The organism is Microbacterium meiriae (genome assembly GCF_025143875.1).
Taxonomy (GTDB): Bacteria; Actinomycetota; Actinomycetes; order Actinomycetales; family Microbacteriaceae; genus Microbacterium; species Microbacterium meiriae.
This window is the reverse complement of record NZ_JAMBDU010000031.1, coordinates 1-21,755: the sequence shown is the minus strand read 5'-3', so window position 1 is coordinate 21,755 and position 21,755 is coordinate 1. Positions and strand designations below refer to the sequence as shown.

The following is a 21,755-nucleotide window of genomic DNA, read 5'->3' as shown; positions in this document are numbered from 1 at the left end:
AAATCACGGGCTTTCGCCGGTGACCTGCGCGGAGCAGACTGGTTAGGTCCCCCTTGCTAGCCGCGCGGCCGCACCGGCGAGCAAGATGGAGGCGCCTGTCGCTCCCATCCGAATAGAAGGAGACGGATTCGTGTCCACGGTGAACAGCTTCGGTGCCAAGAGCACCCTGACGGTCGGCAGCACCGACTACGAGATCTTCCGCATCGACACGGTGCCCGGTTTCGACAAGCTCCCCTTCAGCCTCAAGGTCCTCCTGGAGAACCTGCTTCGCACCGAGGACGGCGCGAACGTCACGAAGGCGCAGATCGAGGCGCTCGGGTCGTGGGACGCCAACGCGGAGCCCAACACCGAGATCCAGTTCACGCCGGCGCGCGTGGTCATGCAGGACTTCACCGGTGTGCCCTGCATCGTCGACCTCGCCACCATGCGCGAGGCCGTGACGGCGCTCGGGGGAGACCCGAACAAGATCAACCCGCTCTCGCCGGCCGAGATGGTCATCGACCACTCCGTCATCGCCGACCTGTTCGGCACCGAGAACGCGCTCGAGCGCAACGTCGAGATCGAGTACGAGCGCAACGGCGAGCGGTACCAGTTCCTCCGCTGGGGCCAGACCGCGTTCCAGGACTTCAAGGTCGTACCCCCCGGCACCGGCATCGTCCACCAGGTGAACATCGAGCACCTCGCGAAGGTCATCTACGACCGCACCAACGGCGGCGTCCTCCAGGCCTACCCCGACACCTGTGTCGGCACCGACTCGCACACCACGATGGTCAACGGCCTGGGCGTGCTCGGCTGGGGCGTCGGCGGCATCGAGGCCGAGGCCGCGATGCTCGGCCAGCCCGTGTCGATGCTCATCCCGCGCGTCGTCGGCTTCAAGCTCTCCGGTGAGATCCCCGCCGGTGTGACGGCGACCGACGTCGTGCTCACCATCACCGACATGCTGCGCAAGCACGGCGTCGTCGGCAAGTTCGTCGAGTTCTACGGCGAGGGCGTCGCCTCCGTGCCGCTCGCGAACCGCGCGACGATCGGCAACATGTCGCCCGAATTCGGCTCGACCGCCGCGATCTTCCCGATCGACGACGTCACCCTCGACTACCTGCGTCTCACCGGCCGCAGCGACGAGGCCGTCGCGCTCGTCGAGGCCTACGCCAAGGAGCAGAAGCTCTGGCACGACGCCTCTCACGAGCCCGTCTTCAGCGAGTACATGGAGCTCGACCTCAGCACGGTCGTCCCGTCCATCGCCGGTCCGAAGCGCCCGCAGGACCGCATCCTCCTCTCCGAGGCGAAGACGCAGTTCGAGCAGGACATCCTGAACTACGCCACGGCCTCGACCAGCGACGACATCGTCGACCTCGAGTCCAAGCACTCCTTCCCGGCGTCCGACCCCGGACAGGTCCCGGGGGAGGAGGAGCCGACCACGCGTCCGGTGCACATCAGCAGCGGTGCGCCGGCCAACGTGTCGAACCCCGTGCCGGTCACGACTCCCGAGGGCGAGCAGTACACCCTCGACAACGGCGCCGTCACGCTGGCCGCCATCACGTCGTGCACCAACACGTCCAACCCGTCGGTCATGATCGCCGCCGGTCTCCTCGCCCGCAAGGCGCGGGAGAAGGGCCTCAAGCAGAAGCCGTGGGTGAAGACCACGCTCGGCCCGGGGTCGAAGGTCGTCACGGACTACTACGAGAAGTCCGGCCTGGACAAGGACCTCGAGGGCCTCGGCTTCTACACGGTCGGCTACGGCTGCACCATCTGCATCGGAAACTCCGGTCCGCTGATCGAAGAGGTCTCCGAGGCGATCAACTCGCACGACCTCGCCGTGACGGCCGTCCTCTCGGGCAACCGCAACTTCGAGGGCCGCATCAGCCCGGACGTGAAGATGAACTACCTGGCGAGCCCGCCGCTGGTCATCGCGTACGCCCTCGCCGGCTCGATGCACTTCGACTTCGAGACCGACGCGCTCGGCACGGACGCGGACGGCAACGACGTGTTCCTCAAGGACATCTGGCCCTCGCCGGACGAGGTGCAGGAGATCGTCGACTCGTCGATCTCGCGCGACCAGTTCATCAAGCAGTACGCCACCGTGTTCGACGGTGACGAGCGCTGGCGCAACCTGCCCACGCCGGACGACGACACGTTCCAGTGGGACGAGGACTCGACCTACGTGCGCAAGGCCCCGTACTTCGACGGCATGACGATGGAGCTCACCCCGGTGAAGGACATCGAGGGTGCGCGCGTCATGGCGACGCTCGGCGACTCGGTCACCACCGACCACATCTCGCCCGCCGGAAACATCAAGCCGGGCACCCCCGCGGCCCAGTACCTCACGGAGCACGGCGTCGACCGCAAGGACTTCAACTCCTTCGGCTCGCGTCGCGGCAACCACGAGGTCATGATCCGTGGGACCTTCGCGAACATCCGCCTGAAGAACCTCATGGTCTCGGCCGTGAACGACGGACAGGTCGTCGAGGGCGGTTACACCCGCGACTTCACCCAGCCCGACGGCCCGCAGTCGTACATCTACGACGCGTGCATGAACTACGCCGAGCAGGGCACCCCGCTCGTCGTGTTCGGCGGCAAGGAGTACGGCTCCGGCTCGTCGCGTGACTGGGCGGCCAAGGGCACGAGCCTCCTGGGCGTCAAGGCCGTGATCACGGAGAGCTTCGAGCGCATCCACCGCTCCAACCTCATCGGCATGGGCGTCGTCCCGCTGCAGTTCCCCGCCGGGGAGAGCTGGGAGTCGCTGGGCCTCGACGGCACCGAGATCGTCTCGATCACGGGGCTCGAGGAGCTCAACAACGGCGTCACCCCGAAGACGGTCAAGGTCACCGCCACCCCGAGCGAGCACTCGCCCGAGGGCAAGCAGCCGGTCGAGTTCGACGCGGTCGTCCGCATCGACACCCCCGGTGAGGCGGACTACTACCGCAACGGCGGCATCCTGCAGTACGTGCTGCGCTCGCTCGTCTGAGGCACATCGATGAAGGGGCCCGTGTCCACCGACACGGGCCCCTTCGGCGTGTCAAGGGTCCCCCGCCCTCGGGGGATTCCCGGCTCCGAGCGGTAGGATCGGGAAGACGTCCGCACCCGTTCGGACGTCCGTCGAGGCCTGTGAGGAGGCGCAGATGCCCATTCTTCCGAGCATCTCTGGACCGCGCGATCTTGATCGGCTCTCTCCGGAGCAACTGGAAGAACTCGCCTCGGAGATCCGCGCGTTCCTCGTCGAGAACGTCTCGCAGACGGGCGGTCACCTCGGGCCGAACCTCGGCGTGGTGGAGCTGACGATCGCCCTGCACCGCGTGTTCTCCTCTCCGGACGACCCCTTCATCTTCGACACCGGCCACCAGTCGTACGTCCACAAGATCCTCACCGGTCGCCAGGACTTCTCGAAGCTGCGCGTCCGGGAGGGGCTTGCCGGCTACCCGCAGCGCGCGGAGAGCCCGCACGACGTCGTCGAGTCGTCTCACGCCTCCAGCTCCCTGAGCTGGGCCGACGGCGTGTCGCGGGCACTCACCGCCACCGGCCGCGCGGACCGACACGTCGTCGCGGTCGTCGGCGACGGCGCGCTGACCGGCGGGATGACATGGGAGGCGCTGAACAACATCTCCGACGACAACGACCGCAACCTCGTCATCGTCGTGAACGACAACGGCCGCTCGTACGCGCCGACCATCGGCGGCATGTCGCGCTTCCTCAACCGGGTCCGCACCGCCGCGGCCTACAAGGACCTCCACCACAAGTCCGATCGCCTCTTCCGTGCGTTCGGGCCGGTGGGACGCGCAGTGTTCCGCGGTGTGCGCGGCGGCACGCACGGCTTCCTCTCGCGGTTCACGAACAACGAGGCGCTGTACTCCAACCTCGACATCAAGTACCTCGGCCCGGTCGACGGTCACGATCTGCCGGCGCTGCTGGAGACGCTGGAGCTCGCGAAGTCCTACGGTGCGCCGGTCATCGTGCACGCGATCACCGAGAAGGGTCGCGGCTACCAGCCGGCCCGCGACGACGAGGCCGACCAGTTCCACGCGGTCGGCAAGATCGACCCGACGACGGGGGAGACCCTGTCCTCAGGCGGCCGAGGGTGGACCGATGTCTTCTCCGACGCTCTCGTGAAGGTCGGGGAGCGACGCTCGGACGTGATCGCCATCACCGCCGCCATGCTCCGGCCCACCGGCCTCGCCCCCTTCGCGGAGCGCTTCCCCGACCGGGTCTACGACGTCGGCATCGCTGAGCAGCACGCGGTGGCCTCGGCTGCCGGACTCGCGTACGGCGGGCTGCACCCGGTCGTCGCCGTCTACGCCACGTTCATGGGACGCGCGTTCGATCAGGTGCTCATGGACGTCGCGTTGCACCGGGCGGGCGTCACGTTCGTGCTCGATCGCGCCGGCGTCACCGGCCCGGACGGACCGAGTCACCACGGCATGTGGGATCTGGCGATGCTGCAGATCGTCCCGCACATCCGCATCGCCGCCCCCCGCGACGGCGCGCGGCTGACCGAGGCACTGGACGAAGCGGTCGCCGTGGAGGACGCCCCGACCGTCATCCGCTTCCCGAAGGGCGATGTCTCCGCCGACCTCCCGGCGCTCGAGCGCCTCGAGGACGGCGTGGACGTGCTCGCACGGGGCGAGGGCGAGGACGTCCTCATCGTCGCGATCGGTCCCTTCGCCGCCCTTGCCGTCGACGTGGCTGAGCGGCTGCGCGCCCAGGGCATCGGCGCCACCGTGATCGACCCGCGCTGGGCGATCCCCGTGCAACCGTCGGTCGTCGAGCTCGCGGCGCAGCATCGACTGGTGATCACGCTGGAGGACGGCATCCGCGTGGGCGGCATCGGCACGCGCGTGCGGCAGGTGCTCCGCGAGGCGGGCATCGACACGGCCGTCGACGAGCTGGGTCTTCCCGACGAGTTCATCGACCACGCGTCGCGCGACCAGATCCTCGCCGATGCCGGTCTCACGGCCTCGAAGATCGCTCAGGACGTCGTGGCGCAGGTGCTCGGTACGCGCATCCCGAAGGCCCGCCACGCCGGGGAGACCGGAGCGATCGAGCTCCCACTCCACGAGCGCCACTGACGGACATTCCCTGGAGCGGGCTTCCGTCGGTCAGGGGATGTCGACGAGGGTCTCGGCGACGATCCTTTCCACCGCTGGGAGGGCTCTGGCCCGTTCGTCGGGGACCAGCCCGATCCGCGTACGCCGGTCGAGGACATCGGCCGCGGTGAGAGCGCCCTGCGACCGGACAGCGTGCTCGACGACCGGTCGGGAGAGGGCGATGCCGTCCGCAACGGCGTCCTGCGAGCCGTTGTCCGGGGCGGGATCGTCGATCAGTCGCAGGGTCGCGGTGCCGCTGGGTCCGACCCGGAGGCCGCGCTGTCGCACCGCCAGATCCACCGCGTCCTCCGCCATGCGTCGGTAGGTCGTGAGCTTGCCGCCGAGCACGGAGACGACCCCGGACTCGGAGGTGCGGACGAGATGCCGGCGGGAGACGTCCGCCGTCTCGGCCGCTCCGGTGTCGACCAGTGGACGCAGCCCCGCGAACGCGCCGCGGACGCGGTCCCGCGCCAGCGGCACCGCGAGCAGGCGGTTCAGTGTCTCCAGGAGGAAGTCGATCTCGGTGTCGGTGGGCTCGGCGACGGAGGGGATGGGTCCGGGCGCGTCCACGTCGGTGAGTCCGACGATGACACGCCCACCGCGCTGGGGCAGGGCGAACACGTAGCGGCTAATGGAGCCTTCGAGCGGGATGGTGAGCGCAGCGGTCGGATGCCCGAGGTCGGCGGCGTCGAGGACGATGTGGGTGCCGCGGCTCGGGCGCAGCGTGAGGCCGTCGTCCAGAGTCGCCGCCCAGACTCCGGTGGCGTTGACGACCGCCCGTGCACGGATCTCGATGCGTTCCCCGGTGAGCATGTCCGTCGTCGTGGCCCCGTCGGCATGCAGCCGCTCGGCGCGGACTCTGGTCAGGATCCGCGCCCCGAGACCGGCCGCCGTCCGGGCGACGGCCACGACGAGGGCGGCGTCATCGGACAGCTGGCCGTCATACGTGACCATGCCGCCGCGGAGTCCCCAGGGGTTGAGCGCGGGGAACAGGCGCAGCGCCCTCGCCGTCCCGACGGGGTGCGGTCCCGGCAGCACCTTCCCGCTCGTGCGCGCTTGCAGGCGGAGGAGGTCACCCATGGCCATCCCCGCCGCTCCGGCCCCGCGCTGGCGGCCGCTGACGCCGGGGGCGAACGGGAGCAGCTGTCCGAGCGGACGGATCAGATGGGGCGCGATCACCGTCATCAGCAGATGCCGTTCGCGCGCGCTCTCGCGTGCCGTCGCCACGTCCCCCGTCGCGAGATACCGCAGCCCGCCGTGGACGAGTTTCGAGCTGAACCGGCTCGTCCCGAACGCGAGGTCCTCCGCCTCGATCAGGGTCACGCGGAGCCCGCGCGATGCGGCGTCCAGGGCCACGCCCGTTCCGGTGATCCCTCCGCCGACGACGAGGAGGTCGCAGATGTCATCGGCCGCGGCGTCGAGTTCGCGTCGACGGCGGCCCGCGTGGAGGGCGGTCGAGGCAGGGGTCATGGCCGCAGGTGGCCGTCCAGCGCGGCGCGGAGCTCGCGCTCCCAGGCCCGCTCGTCGATGAGGTCGGCCACCGTCGCGTGCGACAGCACAGCGGACTGGGCGATCAGGAGCAGCATGACGGCGATCTCGCCCGGGGCGCCCCCGCGCACCGATCCGTCGGCCTGGCCGGCTGCGATAGCGTCGGACAGCCACCGCAGGATGAGCCGCTGGCTGGAGCCCACGCGGTGCAGGGTGTAGCGGGTGAACGCTTCGGGCTCCTCGTCGAGGAGATGGGCGTACACCGGGTCGCCGCGGAACAGCGAGGTGAACCGCAGCACGTCCTCGACGAGAGCGTCTCGCGAGTTGGCTCGCTCGGGGAACCCGTCGAGGAGGTCGGCGACCCGCCGCAGGAGCGCGGAACGGACGACGTCGTCGGCATCCCGCCACGTCCGGTAGATGGTGGGCCGGCTGAGGCCGGAACGCCGTGCGAGGGCGGCGATCGTCACCCCGTGCACGCCGCCGCGGACGAGCAGGTCATCGGCCGCGTCGAGCACGCGCCGCTGCGTGGCGTCCCACGCCGGGGCGAGGGAGTCGGAGGGAAGAGTGGGAAATTGACGTTCTTCCATGATGTGTCACACTGTAACGCATGGAGCAGCGGAACGGCAGCGGAGCCGACAGACCCGAGATGCGCTGGAACGGGTGGGGCGACCCGAGTCGGGCGAAGGATCTCCCGCTCGCCGTCCGCGGGCTGCTGCCGTTGCTGCTGGGCCGCGTGCGGCGCCCTCCGCAGCCGCCCGCGCTGGAGGACGTGCGCATCCGGCCCTCCCGGCTGACGGCGGACGATGTCGCTGCACTCGAAGATTCCGTGGGCGCCGATGCGGTCGACGTCTCGACCGCGGGACGGCTCCGGCATGCGGGAGGACGTTCCACGCCCGATCTCCTGCGTCGACGGGCTCTCGAGCAGGATGCGCCCGATGCCGTCGTGTCTCCTGCGGACCATGACGCCGTCCGTGCGTGTCTCGCTCTGGCGGGGGAGCGGGGGCTCGCCGTGATCCCCTTCGGCGGGGGAACGAGCGTCGTGGGGGCGCTGGACCCGGAGCCCGGCCCGCATCGCGCCGTGCTCAGCCTGGATCTGCGCCGGCTCTCCGGCCTGCTCCACCTCGACACGCTCAGCGGCGAGGCGACCCTTGCGGCGGGGACGACCGGACCCGATGCCGAAGCGCAGCTCTCCGCACACGGCTTGGAGTTGGGCCACTTCCCGCAGAGCTTCCGTTACGCCACGATCGGAGGGTTCGCGGCTGCACGGTCGTCCGGACAGAACTCCGCGGGCAACGGGCGGTTCGAGGCGATGGTGACGGGGATCCGGGTCGCGACACCGACGGGAGACCTCGACCTCGGACGCGCGCCGGGGTCGGCGGCCGGCCCCGATCTTCTCCGCCTCTTCCTCGGCTCCGAGGGGATCTTCGGCGTCATCACCGAGGTCCGGGTCCGCGTGCACCCGGTGCCGACGGTGCGGATCTTCGAGTCGTGGACCTTCCCCGACTTCGCCGGCGGTGCCGATGCGCTCCGCCGCGTCGTGCAGCAGGGGGCAGGTCCCACGGTCATCCGTCTCTCCGACGAGGCCGAGACCGCCGTGAGCCTCGCCCAGGTCGGCCGGATCGGGAAGGCCCTCGCGAAGGGGGCGAGCGTCGTGACGGTGTTCGAGGGCGACGAGGCCGCGGCGCGCCGGGACCGGACCGCGGCGATCCTCGCCGCGGCGGGCGGTCGCTCTGCGGGCACCGGCGATGCGGAGGAGTGGGCGGCGGGACGATTCGACGGACCCTACCTGCGCGATGCGCTGCTCGACGCCGGGGTGTTCTGCGAGACGCTGGAGACGGCGACCACCTGGTCGAACCTGCGCACTCTGAAGGAGGCCGTCGAGGCGGCGCTGCGGGACGGTTTCGACGCGGTCGACGCGCGTTCGTACGTCATGTGCCACGTCTCGCACGTGTATCCGACGGGCGCCTCCCTCTACTTCACGGTGCTCGCCGGACTGCGACGCGAACCGTTGGGCGCGTGGGCCGAGGTGAAGGGCAAGGTGAACGACGCGATCCTCGCGAACGGCGGGACGATCAGCCATCATCACGCCGTGGGTCGCGATCACGCCCCCTGGCTCGCGCAGGAGATCGGTGAGACCGGCGTGCGGATCCTCACCGCCGTCAAGCGGGAGCTGGACCCTCGCGGCATCATGAATCCAGGTGCCGTGCTCGTCGATGTCCCGACGAGGGCGACCGTCTGAGATGGGGCACATCGCGGTGCTGTCGAATCCGCTCTCCGGCAAGGGCCGCGGGCAGCGGGCCACCGAGGAGGCGCTCGATCACCTGCGACAGCGGGGCGCGGATGTCCGCGTCTACGCCGGAGGGTCGCCCGCGGAGACGAGGCGGCTCGCGATGCTCGCGCTGGACGCGGCACCGGACGGGCTCGTCCTGGTGGGCGGCGACGGCACCCTCTCGGGCATCCTCGACGTGGTGTGCGCCGCAGGCGTCCCGGTCACGGTGGTCCCCGCCGGCACCGGGAACGACCTGGCGCGAGCGCTCGGGCTGCCGCGCACGGACGTGGCGGCGGCTGTCGAGCTCGCCCTGACCGGCCTGCCCCGGCCCATCGACATCGGCGAGGTGCGGACATCGACGGGCACGTCGCTGTTCCTCACCGTGGCGGCGCTGGGGTTCGACGCCCGCGTGAGCGATCGCACCAATCGCCTCCGCTGGCCGTCCGGCGCACTGCGGTACTACCTCGCGCTGCTCATCGAGCTCGTCCGGCTGCGTCCGCTCGACTTCACGATCTGCGCCGATGACGGCCCGGCGATCCCCGCCCGCGGCACTCTGGTGGCGGTCGGGAACACGGCCAGCTACGGCGGAGGGATGCCGGTCTGCGTGGGCGCCGTTCCGGATGACGGCACCCTCGACGTCGTCGCCGTGGGGCCCCTGGGCCGCGTCCGCCTGGTGCGCCTGTTCCCCGTGCTCTTACGCGGGAGGCATCTCGCGTGCCCGGAGGTGCATCACCTCCGGGCGCGCACGGTCACCGTCGCCGCGCCCGGTCTCGTGGCCTACGCGGACGGCGAGCGCGTGGGGGAGGAGACCTGCACGATCTCGGTCCGCGCGGCGGCGCTGACCGTCATGACCGACGCGGAGAGGAGGGACGCACATGTTCGATGAGGACGTCGTGATCGTCGGGTCGGGGTTCGGCGGCTCCGTCGCCGCACTCCGGCTCACCGAGAAGGGCTACCGCGTCCGCGTGTTCGAGGCCGGGCGACGATTCGCCGACGAGGACTTCGCGAAGACGAGCTGGGACGTGCGTCGCTATCTCTGGGCCCCGGCGCTCCGGTGCTTCGGAGTGCAGCGCATCCATCGGCTTCCGCACGTGATGATCCTCGCCGGCGCCGGCGTCGGCGGCGGGTCGCTCAACTACGCGAACACGCTGTACGAGCCGGGCGCGGCGTTCTTCGCCGACCCGCAGTGGTCGTCGATCCGGGACTGGAGCGCGGCTCTGGCCCCGCACTACGCCACGGCCAAGCGCATGCTCGGCGTGGTGGAGCACTATCCTCACGACGGACCCGTCGAGCGGATCATGGCCGGTGCCGCCGAGGACCTCGGGGTGGGCGCCACCTTCCGCCGGGCACCCGTCGGCGTGTGGTTCGGCGTACCCGGTGAGCGAGTCGCTGACCCGTTCTTCGGCGGTGAGGGCCCCGAGCGCACGGGCTGTACGCTCTGCGGCAACTGCATGGTCGGCTGCCGCGTCGGTGCCAAGAACACCCTGATGAAGAACTACCTCGCCCTCGCCGAGCGCCGCGGAGCGGTCATCGAGCCGCTGCGTACCGTGACCGAGGTGCGGGAGCTCCCGAACGGCGGATTCTCCGTCACGACGCGCCGCAGCGGCTCCTGGCTCCGACGGCGTCCTCAGACCGTCACGGCACGGGAGGTCGTCCTGGCGGCGGGCACCTGGGGCACCCAGCAGCTCCTCCATCGGATGAAGGCCGCCGGCGCGCTGCCGCACGTTTCCGACGCCGTGGGCCGGCTCACCCGCACCAACTCAGAGGCCCTGGACGGCGCCGTCGCCGTCCGGGTGCCCGAGCGGGTGGAGCTCGCGCGGGGCGTGGCGATCACCACCTCGTTCCACGTGGATGACCGCACCCATGTCGAGAACGTCCGCTACGGTCCGGGGTCGAACCTCATGGGAGCACTCGCCACCGTGCTGGTCCCGGGCGACCGCGCGCTTCCGGGCCGCCTGGTCGCGCTCGTGGGCCAGGTGCTGCGCCGCCCCGCCCGGGCCCTGCGCCTCGCGTCCCTCCGGCGGTGGAGCGAGCGCGGGATCATCGCACTCGTCATGCAGACCGCCGACAACTCGCTCACGCTGTCGCTGCGGCGCCGCTTCGGACGGACGAGACTGACGAGCGCGCAGGGTCACGGCGCGCCGAACCCCAGCCACCTCCCCGAGGCGCATCGCGCGGCCCGTGCCATCGCCGCGCGTCTGGAGCGCGAGGGTGGGGTTCCCGCCGAGGCGCGCGGTTCGTGGCCGGAGGTCTTCGGGATCCCGCTCACGGCACACTTCCTCGGCGGAGCCGTGATCTCCGGGTCACCGGAGGAGGGTGTCGTAGACGAGTACCAGCGCGTCTGGGGACACCCGGGGTTGCACGTCGTCGACGGGGCCGCTGTGCCCGCCAATCCGGGGGTGAACCCGTCCCTGACCATCACCGCGCTCGCGGAGCATGCCCTGTCGCACTGGCCGCGCCGCGGCGAGCCGGATGCCCGTCCGGCACCGGGGACGACACAGGGGGCCACGCCTACGGCGCGACCCCCTGCGGAGACGTGATCAGCGGCTTTCGATGCCGCGGATCTGCGGGGTGTGGAAGGAACCGCCGAACGCGCGCTCGGACGCCCCCTCGCGATCGAGATACGGCGAGGCCCCACCGTCGATGAACGGCCAGCCTGCCCCGAGGATGAGGCACAGGTCGATGTCCTCGACCTCCGGGACCACGCCCTCGTCGAGCATCAGCTTGATCTCGGTCGCGAGCCCGTCCTGCACGCGCTGCAGGATCGTGGCCGCCGATGCCGGGCTCTTGCCGACGGCGGGCGCCAGGACCTTCTCGGCCTGCTTCGTCCAGCCGACCACACGGCCGCCCTTGTCCTTCTCGACGACCTGGTCGAGCTCGGCGAGGGCGTGGAAGTTCTCGTTGGCGTAGAACCGGTCGGGGAATGCGCGCACCATCGTGTCCTGCACGTGCGCGGCCACCTTCCAGCCGACGAGGTCGATGAGCTGGAAGGGCCCCATCGGCAGGCCGAGCGGCGCGAACGCCTTCTCGACGTCGGCGATCGGAGTGCCCTCGTAGACGGCGCGCGCCGCCTCGCCCATGACCTTCGCGAGCAGGCGGTTCACCACGAAGCCCGGGGCGTCGGCGGTGAGCACCGCGTTCTTGCCCAGGTTCTTGGCGACGACGAATGCGGTGGACAGTGCGGTGTCCGCGGTCGTCGGCGTCTTCACGATCTCGATCAGCGGCATGACCGCGACCGGGTTGAAGAAGTGGAAGCCGACGAGCCGTTCGGGGTGGGCGAGCTTCGCGCCGATCTCCTCGACCGACAGCGACGAGGTGTTCGTGGCGAGCACCGCGTCCTCCGCGATGATCTTCTCGATCTCACCGAAGACCTGCTGCTTGACGCCGACCTCCTCGAAGACCGCCTCGATCACGAAGTCGCAGTCCGCGTAGAGAGCCTTGTCGGTGGTGCCCGTGACGAGCCCGCGCAGCTTGTTCGCGGTGTCCGCGTCCACGCGGCCCTTGGCCTCCAGCTTGCCGATCTCCTCGTGGATGTAGGCGACGCCCTTGTCCACGCGTGCCTGGTCCAGGTCGGTGATCAGCACCGGCACCTGGAGCTTGCGCACGAACAGCAGCGCGAACTGGCTGGCCATGAGACCCGCGCCGATGATGCCGACCTTGGTGACCTTCTTCGCGAGCTGCTTGTCCGGTGCGCCGACCGGACGCTTCGCACGCTTCTGCACGAGGTCGAAGGCGTACATCGACGCGGCGAACTGGTCCCCGGTCACGAGTTCCGCCAGCGCCTCGTCCTCGCGGGCGAAACCCTCCGCCTTGGTGCCGCTCTTCGCCTTGTCGAGCAGCTCGAGAGCCGCGTAGGGCGACTTCGGCACGGTGCCGATCTTGGACTCCAGCATGCCGCGCGCCATCTTGATGGCGATCGGCCACTTGGTGAGCCGCTCGATCTTGCCAGGCTCGTTCTTGCGCACGACCTTCTTGCCGCCGAGGACCGCGTCCGCCCAGGCGAGCGAGTTCTCGAGGTAGTTCGCGGCGGGGAAGATGGCGTCGAAGATGCCGAGGTCGAAGGCCTGCTGCGGCTTCAGCATGCGGTTCTGCTTGAGCGGGTTGGAGATGACCACCTCGAGGGCGTTCTCGATGCCGATAAGGTTCGGCAGCAGGTACGCCCCGCCCCAGCCGGGGATGATGCCGAGGAAGACCTCGGGGAGCGCCACGGCCGCCGCCGATGCGTCGACCGTGCGGTACGTGGAGTTCAGCGCGATCTCCAGGCCACCGCCCAGTGCGAGTCCGTTCACGAACGCGAACGACGGCACGCCGAGCTCGCTCAGCTTCCCGAGCACCTTGTGGCCGAGCTGGGCGATCAGACGCGCGTTGTCCCGGGAGCCGACCTTGCTGATGTCCGAGAGGTCGGCACCGGCGGCCATGATGTACTGCTTGCCGGTGATGCCGACCGCCTGGATCTCGCCGGCCGCCGCGCGGCTCTTCAGGCCGTCGAGTGTCGCGCCGAGTTCGGTGAGGGTGGCCGGACCGAGGGTGTTCGGGCGGGTGTGGTCCCGACCGTTGTCCAGCGTGATCAGGGCGAGGACCTTGCCCGACGCGAGGCGGATGTCACGCACGGGGGAGTGCGTGATGACCTCTCCCTCGGTGAGCGCCTGGATGGGCGAGAAGTCGACGTCGTCGTAGCTCACTTCTTCTTCTTTCCGTCGTAGTGCGGGTTCTCCCAGATGACCGATCCGCCCTGGCCGAGACCGACGCACATCGCCGTCAGGCCGTAGCGCACGTCGGGGCGCTCGGCGAACTGCGCCGCGAGCTGGATCATGAGGCGGACGCCGGATGCGGCCAGCGGGTGGCCCACGGCGATCGCGCCGCCCCACGGGTTCACGCGGGGGTCGTCGTCGTCGATGCCGAAGTGGTCGAGCAGGGAGATGACCTGGATGGCGAACGCCTCGTTGAGCTCGAACAGACCGATGTCGGAGATGTCGAGACCGGCCTTCTTGAGCGCCTTCTCGGTCGACGGGATCGGGCCGATGCCCATGATCTCGGGCTGCACGCCGGCGAAGGCGAACGAGACCATGCGCATCTTGGGCGCGAGTCCGAGCTCCTTGACGGCGCCGCCGCCGGCGAGCAACGACATCGTCGCGCCGTCGGTGAGCGGCGAGGACGTCCCTGCGGTCACGCGACCGTGCGGACGGAACGGCGTCTTGAGGCCGGCGAGGTCCTCCATCGTGGTCTGCGGACGGCGGCCCTCGTCCTCGGTGGCCAGACCCCAGGCGCCGTCGGCGCCCTTGATCGCGACCGACACGAGGTCCGGCTGAATCTTGCCGGCGTCGTAGGCGGCCTGCACCTTCTGCTGGCTGCGCATGCCGTAGCGGTCGGAGCGCTCCTTGGTGAGGTGCGGGAAGCGGTCGAAGATGCGCTCCGCGGTGACGCCCATGTTGAGCGCCCCGGGGTCGACCATCTTCTCCGCCACGAAGCGGGGGTTCGGGTCGGCGTTCGCGCCGATCGGGTGGTGGCCCATGTGCTCGACGCCGCCCGCGAGGGCGAGGTCGTACATGCCCACGCCGATCGAAGCGCCCATGGTGGTCACGCTCGTCATCGCGCCGGCGCACATGCGCTCGACCGCGAGTCCGGGGACGGTCTGGGGCAGTCCGGCGAGGATCGCCACCGACCGTCCGAGGGTGAGCCCCTGGTCGCCGGTCTGGCTCGTCGCGGCGATCGCGACATCGTCGATGCGGTCCGCCGGCACGGCCGCGTTGCGCTCCATCAGGCCGATGGTCGCCTTGACGGCGAGGTCATCCGCGCGGGTGTTCCAGTACATGCCCTTTTCGCCGGCGCGCCCGAAGGGGGTGCGCACTCCATCGACGAAGAAGACGTCCGAGATCTCGGCCACTCTGCCTCCAAGTTAGTGCGGTGGCCTCAGTCTATGAACGGCCGGAAACCGGGAGGAATCGGTTGGATCGAACCTACGAAGCGGTCGCGGGCGTGGTGTCGGGCGATTGCGTCGCCTCTACAAAGGCGTCGGCGATCTTCTGTGCAGTCTGTTCAATCTGCCAGGGGCGTGCCCCGAGTGCGGAGAGGGCGGCGCCGATCTCTTCCGCGGTGGCGCCCGGGCCGTCCCACGCGACCCGGCGCAGGTACTCGGGCGTGAGGAGGTTCTCGGTGGGCATGCCCAGCTCCTCCGCGACCGCCTCGACGGCGGGACGGGCGGCCTTCAGCCGGGCGTCGGCCTCCGGGTTGCGGTCGCCCCAGGCGCGGGGCGGGGGGAGCGCGTCGCTCGGCACGCGTTCGCGCGGCAGCGTCTCCGCGGCACGGCCGTCGACGATCGCCTGCCACCAGCGGTCGAGCTGGGTGCGGCTCGCGCGGCCCTGGAATTCCTTGACTCCCGCGAGGGCCTGCTTGGAGGCGGGGTTGGCGAGGACCGCGGCGACGAGGGAACGGTCGGGCACGAGGCGCCCGGGGGAGATGTCCTGCTGCTGCGCATACATCTCGCGGGCCTCCCACAGGGCGCGGGCGACGGCGAGGTTGCGGGCACCACGGACCTGGTGGAGTCCGCTCAGTCGCCGCCAGGGGTCTTCGCGCGGGGCCTTCGGGGCGCGCGCCAGGGTGGCGGCGAACTCCTGAGCGGCGAAGGCGGTCTTGCCCTGTTCCTCGAGCTCGGCGACGAGAGCGTCGCGGACGTCGACGAGATGCAGCACGTCGAGCGCGGCATAGTCCAGCCAGGAGTCGGGCAGCGGACGGGTCGACCAGTCGGCGGCCGAGTGCTCCTTCTTCAGGGTGATGCCGAGCGTGTCCTCGACGACGGCGGCCAGACCCACCCGGTCATGACCGAGCAGGCGGGAGGCGAGCTCGGTGTCGAAGATCTCCTTCGGCTCCAGGTGCAGCTCGCGCAGAGAGGGCAGATCCTGGCTGGCGGCATGGAGCACCCACTCGACGTCGCCGATTGCCTCCTGCAGCGGGGCGAAGTCGCCGATCGCGGGCGGGTCGAACAGGAACACCCCGGCCTCGCGCCGGAAGACCTGCACCAGATAGGCCCGCTGCGAGTAGCGGAAGCCGGACGCCCGCTCGACATCGACGGCGACCGGGCCGGTGCCGGCGGCGAGCGCAGCACAGGCTGCACGGAACTCCTCGGTTTCGGAGATCACGGAGTATTCAGTCACGTACAGCCTTTCGCGCGCCGATCACGGCGATGCCCTCGGAACCCGGCGGAAGCCCCGCCAGCATTCCGACCAGCTCGGCCCATGCTTCGACGTGCGGTCGGAACGGGCCCTCCGGAGTCCAGGACGCCCGCAATTCTATCTGTGCGCCGTCTCCCTCGTCGGCGAGGCCGCCGAATCCCTTCGACAGCGTCTTCGTCGACGTGCCGGACGGCGAGTGGTAGATCGCCTCCCGGGAGTCCAGGGCGTCCACGAGCCACGACCACGTGACGTCGGCGAGCAGCGGATCCGTGCCGATCTCGGTCTCGAGCGGAGCCTGGGCGAAGATCACGATGCGCCAGGCGCCTCCCCAGGCGTCCGGCTCGTCCGGATCGTGCAGCAGAATGAACCGTCCGGTCCCGTATATCGAGTCGCCGTCCTCGCCCGGGCGGACGTCGGCGGAGAGCGCGATCGCGAAGGGCGCGAGGTTCTGCGGCGTGGGGATCTCGCGGACCGCGATGTCGTCGCGGAACGCGGTCGCGCGCAGTTCGGCGACGGCGGCGTCGAAGGGCGTCCCGGCCTCGGGGTGTGCGGTCACGGCAACAGGCTAGAGTCGGAAGGCGATGAAGAGTCTCAGGCACGCCGTTGCGATCGTTGTCCCCGCGCTCCTCGCCCTGGGCGCCACCGTCGGGATCCTCGTGATCGCGGTGGCACGCCGGGTCGTGACCCCGTTGCGAAGCCGCGTCCAGGACACGGAGATCCTCGCGATCGACACCGGGGCGCAGACCATCGAACTCCGCCGCACCCTCGACACCGAGCTGCCGGGGCGATACGGCCTCTTCACCACGGGCACGTACGGCTACGTCAAACTCGGGGCGGTTCTCAGCGCGGACAGCACGACGGTGCGGCGCAAGCTCCTCACGAAGATCGAACCCGGTGCCAGGGTGGACCGCGGCGCGTCCTTCAGCGGCAGCTACTACATGTCGCCGAGTGAGCTGCACCTGCGATGGGAGAACGTGCTCATCGGCTCGCCGGCCGGGCCGTGCCCCGCGTGGTTCTTCCCGGGGGACTCCTCGACCTGGGTCATCCAGGTGCACGGTCGCGGCACGACCCGCGCCGAGTGCCTCCGTGCCGTGCCGGTGATGCACGCGGCGGGGCTGCCCACGCTCGTCGTGTCGTACCGCAACGACGGCGAGGCGCCGCGGACCAAGGCGGGCGCCTATGCGCTCGGCGCATCCGAGTGGCGCGATGTCGACGCCGGGATCGCCTATGCGCTGCGTCACGGCGCCGAGCGGATCGTGCTGATGGGCTGGTCCATGGGCGGGGCGGTATCCTTGCAGGCTGCGGTCAACTCCGGCCATCGGGATCGCATCGCTGGCATCATCCTGGAGTCGCCGGTCGTCGACTGGCGCACGGTCCTCCGTTTCCAGGCTCAGGTCGCCCGGGTGCGCGCACCGCTGCCCGCGCTGGCGATGGGAGCGCTGCAGTTGCCGCTCACGGCGAAGCTCAGCGGTGCGGACGAGCCCATCCTGTTCGACCGTCTGGACATGGTCGCTCGGGCTGATGAGCTACGGGCGCCGATTCTCATCCTGCACAGCGACGACGACGGCTTCGTCCCGGCGGACGCCTCGCACGCACTGCAGGAGGCGCGGCCGGACCTGGTCACCATGCCGCGCTTCACCGTCGCCCGGCACACCAAGCTCTGGAACTACGACGAGAAGGGCTGGACCACGGCCATCTCGGAATGGCTCGCGGCACAGGGGCTCAGCGCTTCTGCCTGACCTGGTTCTTGGCCCGCATCAGCATGCCGGTCATGCCGCCGATCCGCAGCGGTGACACGGCCTTGGTGAGCCCGATCGACTGCGGGTAGTCCTCGGGGATCGCCAGCACCTCGTCCGCCGTCAGCCCGGTGAGGCCCTGGACGAGGATGCTCGCGAAGCCCCGGGTCGTCGGTGCCTCCTCAGGGGCCGTGGCGTGCATGGTCACGACGTCGTCGTGGACCTCGACGTAGATGTAGACCGGCGACTGGCATTCCGCGACGCGCTCGCCCATCTCCGGATGCGCCGCGACCTCATCGGAAACGGCGGGAAGCTCGTCGGCGTACTCCAGGAGCAGCAGCAGGCGATCCGATTCCGGGGTTTCCAGGAATCCGTCGCGGATCTCGGCGAGGGTCTCGGGCAGGGCGGAGGCGTTCATCCCCGCCATTCTCCCACCTCAGACGGTGCCGGGCGCCGTGCCCGTGACGATCGGGACGCGCACCGCGCTGCCCCACTCCGTCCACGAGCCGTCGTAGTTGCGGACGTTCTCGAAGCCGAGGAGGTGCTTCAGCACGAACCACGTGTGGCTCGAGCGCTCCCCGATGCGGCAGTAGGCCACGACGTCGTCACCGTCCTGCAGCCCGGCGCCGTCCCGGTAGATGGCGTCGAGCTCGGCGCGGCTCTTGAAGCCGCCGTCCTCGGCAACCGCCTTCGCCCACGGCACGCTCTGCGCGGTGGGGATGTGGCCGGCTCGCAGAGTCCCCTCCTCCGGGTAGGCGGGAGCGGTGGTCCGCTCGCCGCTGTACTCCTCCGGGGAACGGACGTCGATGAGCGGGTTGCCGAGGTGCGCGAGCACGTCTTCCTTGTACGCGCGGATGGCCGTGTCGTCCCGCTCCACCACCGGGTACTCCGTGGCGGGACGGTTCGTCGCCTCGCGGGTCAGCTCGCGGCCCTCCGCGATCCAGCGATCACGGCCGCCGTCGAGGAGACGGACGTCCTCGTGACCGAAGAGGGAGAAGACCCACAGCGCGTACGCCGCCCACCAGTTGTTCTTGTCGCCGTAGATCACGACCGTGTCGTCGCGGGCGATGCCCTTGCGGCTCAGCAGCTCGGCGAAGCCCTCGCCGTCGACGTAGTCCCGCACGACCGGGTCGTTGAGCTCCGTGTGCCAGTCCACCTTCACCGCTCCGGGAATGTGGCCCGTCTCGTAGAGGAGCACGTCCTCGTCCGACTCGACGACCACGAGGCCGGGCTCTCCCAGGTGGGCGGCGAGCCACTCGGTCGTCACCAGGCGGCCGGGCTCGGCGTACTCGGCGAACTTGGGGGAGGAGGAGTCGAACTCGATGGCCATGGGGTCTCCGTAGCGGTGAGCGGGCGAGCGGGCGGTGCGGACGGCGTAGTGTGGATCCGTCCCTTCGACGATAGATCCTCCGCGCGCCCCCGGGACCCGATCCGTAAGACTTCGACACAGGCCCTTGCCTGATTCAGGACCGTGATGACCGACCCGACCACCCGCACCGGAACCGTCCACCTCACCGAGCGCACGCCGACGGTCAGCGGACCCGAGATGCTCGCGAGCCTGGTGCCGCCGCCGCAGTTCGACGACGCCACGTTCGACAGCTACCGGGCGGATCCCGCCTACCCGTCGCAGGAGGAGGCGAAGCAGACGCTGCTGCGTTTCGCCGGACGTGGTGCTCCCGTCAAGCGGGGCGGTCTGTTCAGTCGGGCGAAGAAGGAGCCGGAACTGAAGCCCGGGGTCTACCTCGACGGCGGCTTCGGCGTGGGCAAGACGCACCTGCTCGCGTCGATCTACCACGCGATGCCCGCCCGGCGGAAGTACTTCGGCTCGTTCATCGAGTACACCGCTCTGGTGGGGGCACTCGGCTACAAGAACACCGTGGACCTCCTCAAGGGCGCCGATCTGCTCTGCATCGACGAGTTCGAGCTCGACGATCCGGGCGACACGATGGTCATGACGCGCCTTCTGGGTGAACTCGTGCCCACCGGCACCCGGCTCGCGGCCACCTCGAACACGCCGCCGAACGCGCTCGGCGAGGGGCGCTTCGCCGCGCAGGACTTCCTCCGCGAGATCCACGCGATGTCGGACAGCTTCCAGACGCTGCGCATCGACGGCGTCGACTTCCGGCAGCGGGCGATCGACGGTCACGCCGTGGCGCTGGAGGACGCGGCGTACGAGGCCGCGGTCGAGGCGGCCGCGGCGGACGGCGCTGTGTCGGACGATGCGTTCGACGACCTCATCCGGCATCTCGCCCAGGTGCACCCCTCGCGCTACATCAGGCTCATCGACGGGCTGCACCGCGTGGGGCTGCGCGGCGTGCGTCAGCTCACCGACCAGTCGGAGGCGTTGCGGTTCGTGGCCTTCGTCGACCGGGTCTACGACGCGCAGATCCCGATCCTCGCGACGGGTGTCGGGCTCGACGCCGTGTTCTCCGACGAGATGCTCGCCGGTGGCTACCGCAAGAAGTACCTGCGCGCCATCTCCCGGCTGAACGCGCTCACGCATTCTGCGTAAGCCTGCAGGCCTGCGTAACGCGATGTTCACACCCGGAGCCGTGCTGTAACAGCGGAGAAACAAACCTCACGCATGGGCGAAATCGCCCATGGTCACACTGAAGCTCTCAATTACTTCGGATGTGAGGTTTTCCTATGGATGCTCCCGGCAACATCTCGTGGGCGATCACCGCGACGGCACTGGTGCTGCTCATGACGCCCGGCGTCGCCTTCTTCTACGGCGGTCTCGTCAAGGCGAAGAGCGTCGTCAGCATGATGATGATGAGCTTCGGCTCGATCGGACTCGTCGCCGTGCTGTGGATTCTCTTCGGCTTCTCCATGAGCGCCGTCGACAGCCCCACGGCCTTCGCGGGCAACCCGTTCGCGGACATCGGGCTGTCCAGCCTCGCCTCGGGTGAGGGCTCGAACGTCGCCCTGCTCAGCGTCGCGTACGGCGCCACCTTCGCGATCATCACCGTCGCCCTGATCTCCGGGGCGATCGCCGATCGGGCGAAGTTCGGCAGCTGGCTGATCTTCGCCGGCGTCTTCGCCACGGTCGGCTACTTCCCGGTCGCGGCCTGGGTCTGGGGCGGCGGTTGGATCATGAACCTCGGCACGACCCTGTTCGGCGAGGACAGCGGCATCGGCGTGATCGACTATGCGGGCGGCACGGCGGTGCACATCAACGCGGGTGCCGCGGCGCTGGCCCTCGCCCTCGTGCTCGGCAAGCGCATCGGCTTCCAGAAGGGCATCCTCAAGCCGCACAACGTGCCGCTGACGCTGCTCGGCGCCGCACTGCTGTGGTTCGGCTGGTTCGGCTTCAACGCCGGTGCGGAGTGGCTCGCCGAGGACATGGGCGGCGTCGGCCTCATCGGCCTGAACACGCTCGGTGCGACCGCGGCCGCGATCCTCGGCTGGATCCTCATCGAGCGCATCAAGGACGGCAAGCCCACGTCCGTCGGCGCCGCCTCCGGCGCGGTGGCGGGTCTCGTGGCGATCACCCCGGCATGCGCCAACCTCACCCCCGGATGGTCCCTCCTGCTCGGCGCGGTGGCCGGCATCGTCTGCGCCCTCGCGGTGGAGCTGAAGTTCCGCCTCGGCTTCGACGACTCGCTCGACGTGGTCGGCATCCACCTCGTCGGCGGCCTCATCGGCACCGTGTACCTCGGCTTCTTCGCCACCGGCACCGGCCTCTTCGTCGGTGGCGACGCCCGTCAGCTCGCCGTGCAGGTGATCGCCGCCGCGGGCGTGCTGATCTACTCCTTCGTGGTCGCGTGGGTCATCGGCTTCGTGATCCAGAAGACGATCGGGTTCCGCATCACGAACGAGGACGAGATCGCCGGTGTCGACCAGGTCGTGCACGGCGAGGAGGGCTACGCTCTCGCGAACGCGTGACGACGGTTAGGGTGACCGTGTGGGCACGACCAGCAACGGCATCCTGAAGGCACTCGCGGACCTGCTGCGCCGAGCAGTGGGCTCCCCCCGGGCGTCGCGGACCTCTCCCGGCAGTCTCTTAAACACATCT

At 70.0% G+C, this 21,755-nt stretch carries 16 protein-coding genes; 8 read left to right on the top strand and 8 right to left on the bottom strand.

Going from position 1 to position 21,755, the window contains the following annotated elements; translation table 11 throughout:
* The first annotated feature begins 85 nt into the window (after positions 1–85).
* Both M4D53_RS15480 and dxs read left to right on the top strand, forming a co-directional pair.
* A complete protein-coding gene (locus M4D53_RS15480; protein ID WP_187661561.1) occupies positions 86–2,965 on the top strand; it encodes an aconitate hydratase in 2,880 nt (959 codons plus the stop codon).
* 154 nt (positions 2,966–3,119) lie between these two features.
* The gene (gene dxs / locus M4D53_RS15475; protein WP_187661560.1) at positions 3,120–5,060 is read left to right on the top strand and encodes a 1-deoxy-D-xylulose-5-phosphate synthase; all 1,941 of its coding nucleotides are present in this window, start codon (positions 3,120–3,122) and stop codon (positions 5,058–5,060) included.
* Between the two features lie 30 nt (positions 5,061–5,090).
* Here the strand turns inward: dxs and M4D53_RS15470 are convergent, their stop codons facing one another.
* Positions 5,091–6,548 carry a glycerol-3-phosphate dehydrogenase/oxidase gene (locus M4D53_RS15470; RefSeq protein WP_259954903.1) on the bottom strand — a complete coding sequence of 486 codons (1,458 nt, stop codon included), beginning with the start codon at positions 6,546–6,548 and terminating at the stop codon, positions 5,091–5,093.
* The gene (locus M4D53_RS15465; RefSeq protein WP_259954901.1) at positions 6,545–7,153 is read right to left on the bottom strand and encodes a TetR/AcrR family transcriptional regulator; all 609 of its coding nucleotides are present in this window, start codon (positions 7,151–7,153) and stop codon (positions 6,545–6,547) included. Before M4D53_RS15465 ends, M4D53_RS15470 begins: the two co-directional genes overlap by 4 nt.
* 20 nt (positions 7,154–7,173) lie before the next feature.
* On the opposite strand from M4D53_RS15465, the gene M4D53_RS15460 reads away from it, so the two are divergent.
* The 3 genes from M4D53_RS15460 to M4D53_RS15450 are packed head-to-tail and all read left to right on the top strand — an operon-like array spanning position 7,174 to position 11,375.
* A complete protein-coding gene (locus tag M4D53_RS15460; protein ID WP_259954899.1) occupies positions 7,174–8,805 on the top strand; it encodes an FAD-binding oxidoreductase in 1,632 nt (543 codons plus the stop codon).
* A gap of 1 nt (position 8,806) precedes the next feature.
* Positions 8,807–9,721 carry a YegS/Rv2252/BmrU family lipid kinase gene (locus M4D53_RS15455; RefSeq protein WP_259954897.1) on the top strand — a complete coding sequence of 305 codons (915 nt, stop codon included), beginning with the start codon at positions 8,807–8,809 and terminating at the stop codon, positions 9,719–9,721.
* Positions 9,711–11,375 (top strand): GMC oxidoreductase, encoded by a 1,665-nt coding sequence (locus tag M4D53_RS15450; RefSeq protein WP_259954895.1) that lies wholly within the window; start codon positions 9,711–9,713, stop codon positions 11,373–11,375. The genes M4D53_RS15455 and M4D53_RS15450 overlap by 11 nt, the downstream gene beginning before the upstream one ends.
* Here the strand turns inward: M4D53_RS15450 and M4D53_RS15445 are convergent, their stop codons facing one another.
* The 4 genes from M4D53_RS15445 to M4D53_RS15430 form a co-directional block, all read right to left on the bottom strand.
* Positions 11,376–13,517 carry a 3-hydroxyacyl-CoA dehydrogenase NAD-binding domain-containing protein gene (locus tag M4D53_RS15445; protein WP_259954894.1) on the bottom strand — a complete coding sequence of 714 codons (2,142 nt, stop codon included), beginning with the start codon at positions 13,515–13,517 and terminating at the stop codon, positions 11,376–11,378.
* Complete coding sequence (locus M4D53_RS15440; protein WP_187661554.1) at positions 13,514–14,719, bottom strand: thiolase family protein; 1,206 nt, start codon at positions 14,717–14,719, stop codon at positions 13,514–13,516. The genes M4D53_RS15445 and M4D53_RS15440 overlap by 4 nt, the downstream gene beginning before the upstream one ends.
* 73 nt (positions 14,720–14,792) lie before the next feature.
* Positions 14,793–15,986, bottom strand: coding sequence for a ribonuclease D (locus tag M4D53_RS15435; protein ID WP_187661553.1), 1,194 nt, complete (start codon positions 15,984–15,986; stop codon positions 14,793–14,795).
* Positions 15,979–16,560 carry a DUF3000 domain-containing protein gene (locus M4D53_RS15430; protein ID WP_187661552.1) on the bottom strand — a complete coding sequence of 194 codons (582 nt, stop codon included), beginning with the start codon at positions 16,558–16,560 and terminating at the stop codon, positions 15,979–15,981. The genes M4D53_RS15435 and M4D53_RS15430 overlap by 8 nt, the downstream gene beginning before the upstream one ends.
* Before the next feature lie 25 nt (positions 16,561–16,585).
* On the opposite strand from M4D53_RS15430, the gene M4D53_RS15425 reads away from it, so the two are divergent.
* Complete coding sequence (locus M4D53_RS15425) at positions 16,586–17,743, top strand: alpha/beta hydrolase family protein (RefSeq protein ID WP_187661551.1); 1,158 nt, start codon at positions 16,586–16,588, stop codon at positions 17,741–17,743.
* Here the strand turns inward: M4D53_RS15425 and M4D53_RS15420 are convergent.
* Entirely contained in the window at positions 17,727–18,158 is a 432-nt protein-coding gene (locus M4D53_RS15420; protein WP_187661550.1) for a SufE family protein, read from the bottom strand. The two genes, M4D53_RS15425 and M4D53_RS15420, sit on opposite strands and share 17 nt — an antisense overlap.
* An 18-nt stretch (positions 18,159–18,176) precedes the next feature.
* Entirely contained in the window at positions 18,177–19,070 is an 894-nt protein-coding gene (locus M4D53_RS15415; RefSeq protein WP_259954892.1) for a sulfurtransferase, read from the bottom strand.
* Between the two features lie 144 nt (positions 19,071–19,214).
* Here M4D53_RS15415 and zapE point away from each other — a divergent pair, with 144 nt between their 5' ends.
* Together zapE and M4D53_RS15405 are read left to right on the top strand one after the other, a co-directional pair.
* Positions 19,215–20,252 (top strand): cell division protein ZapE, encoded by a 1,038-nt coding sequence (gene zapE / locus M4D53_RS15410; RefSeq protein ID WP_259954890.1) that lies wholly within the window; start codon positions 19,215–19,217, stop codon positions 20,250–20,252.
* 134 nt (positions 20,253–20,386) lie between these two features.
* Positions 20,387–21,625 (top strand): ammonium transporter, encoded by a 1,239-nt coding sequence (locus M4D53_RS15405; protein ID WP_025103552.1) that lies wholly within the window; start codon positions 20,387–20,389, stop codon positions 21,623–21,625.
* Positions 21,626–21,755: the final 130 nt, after the last annotated feature.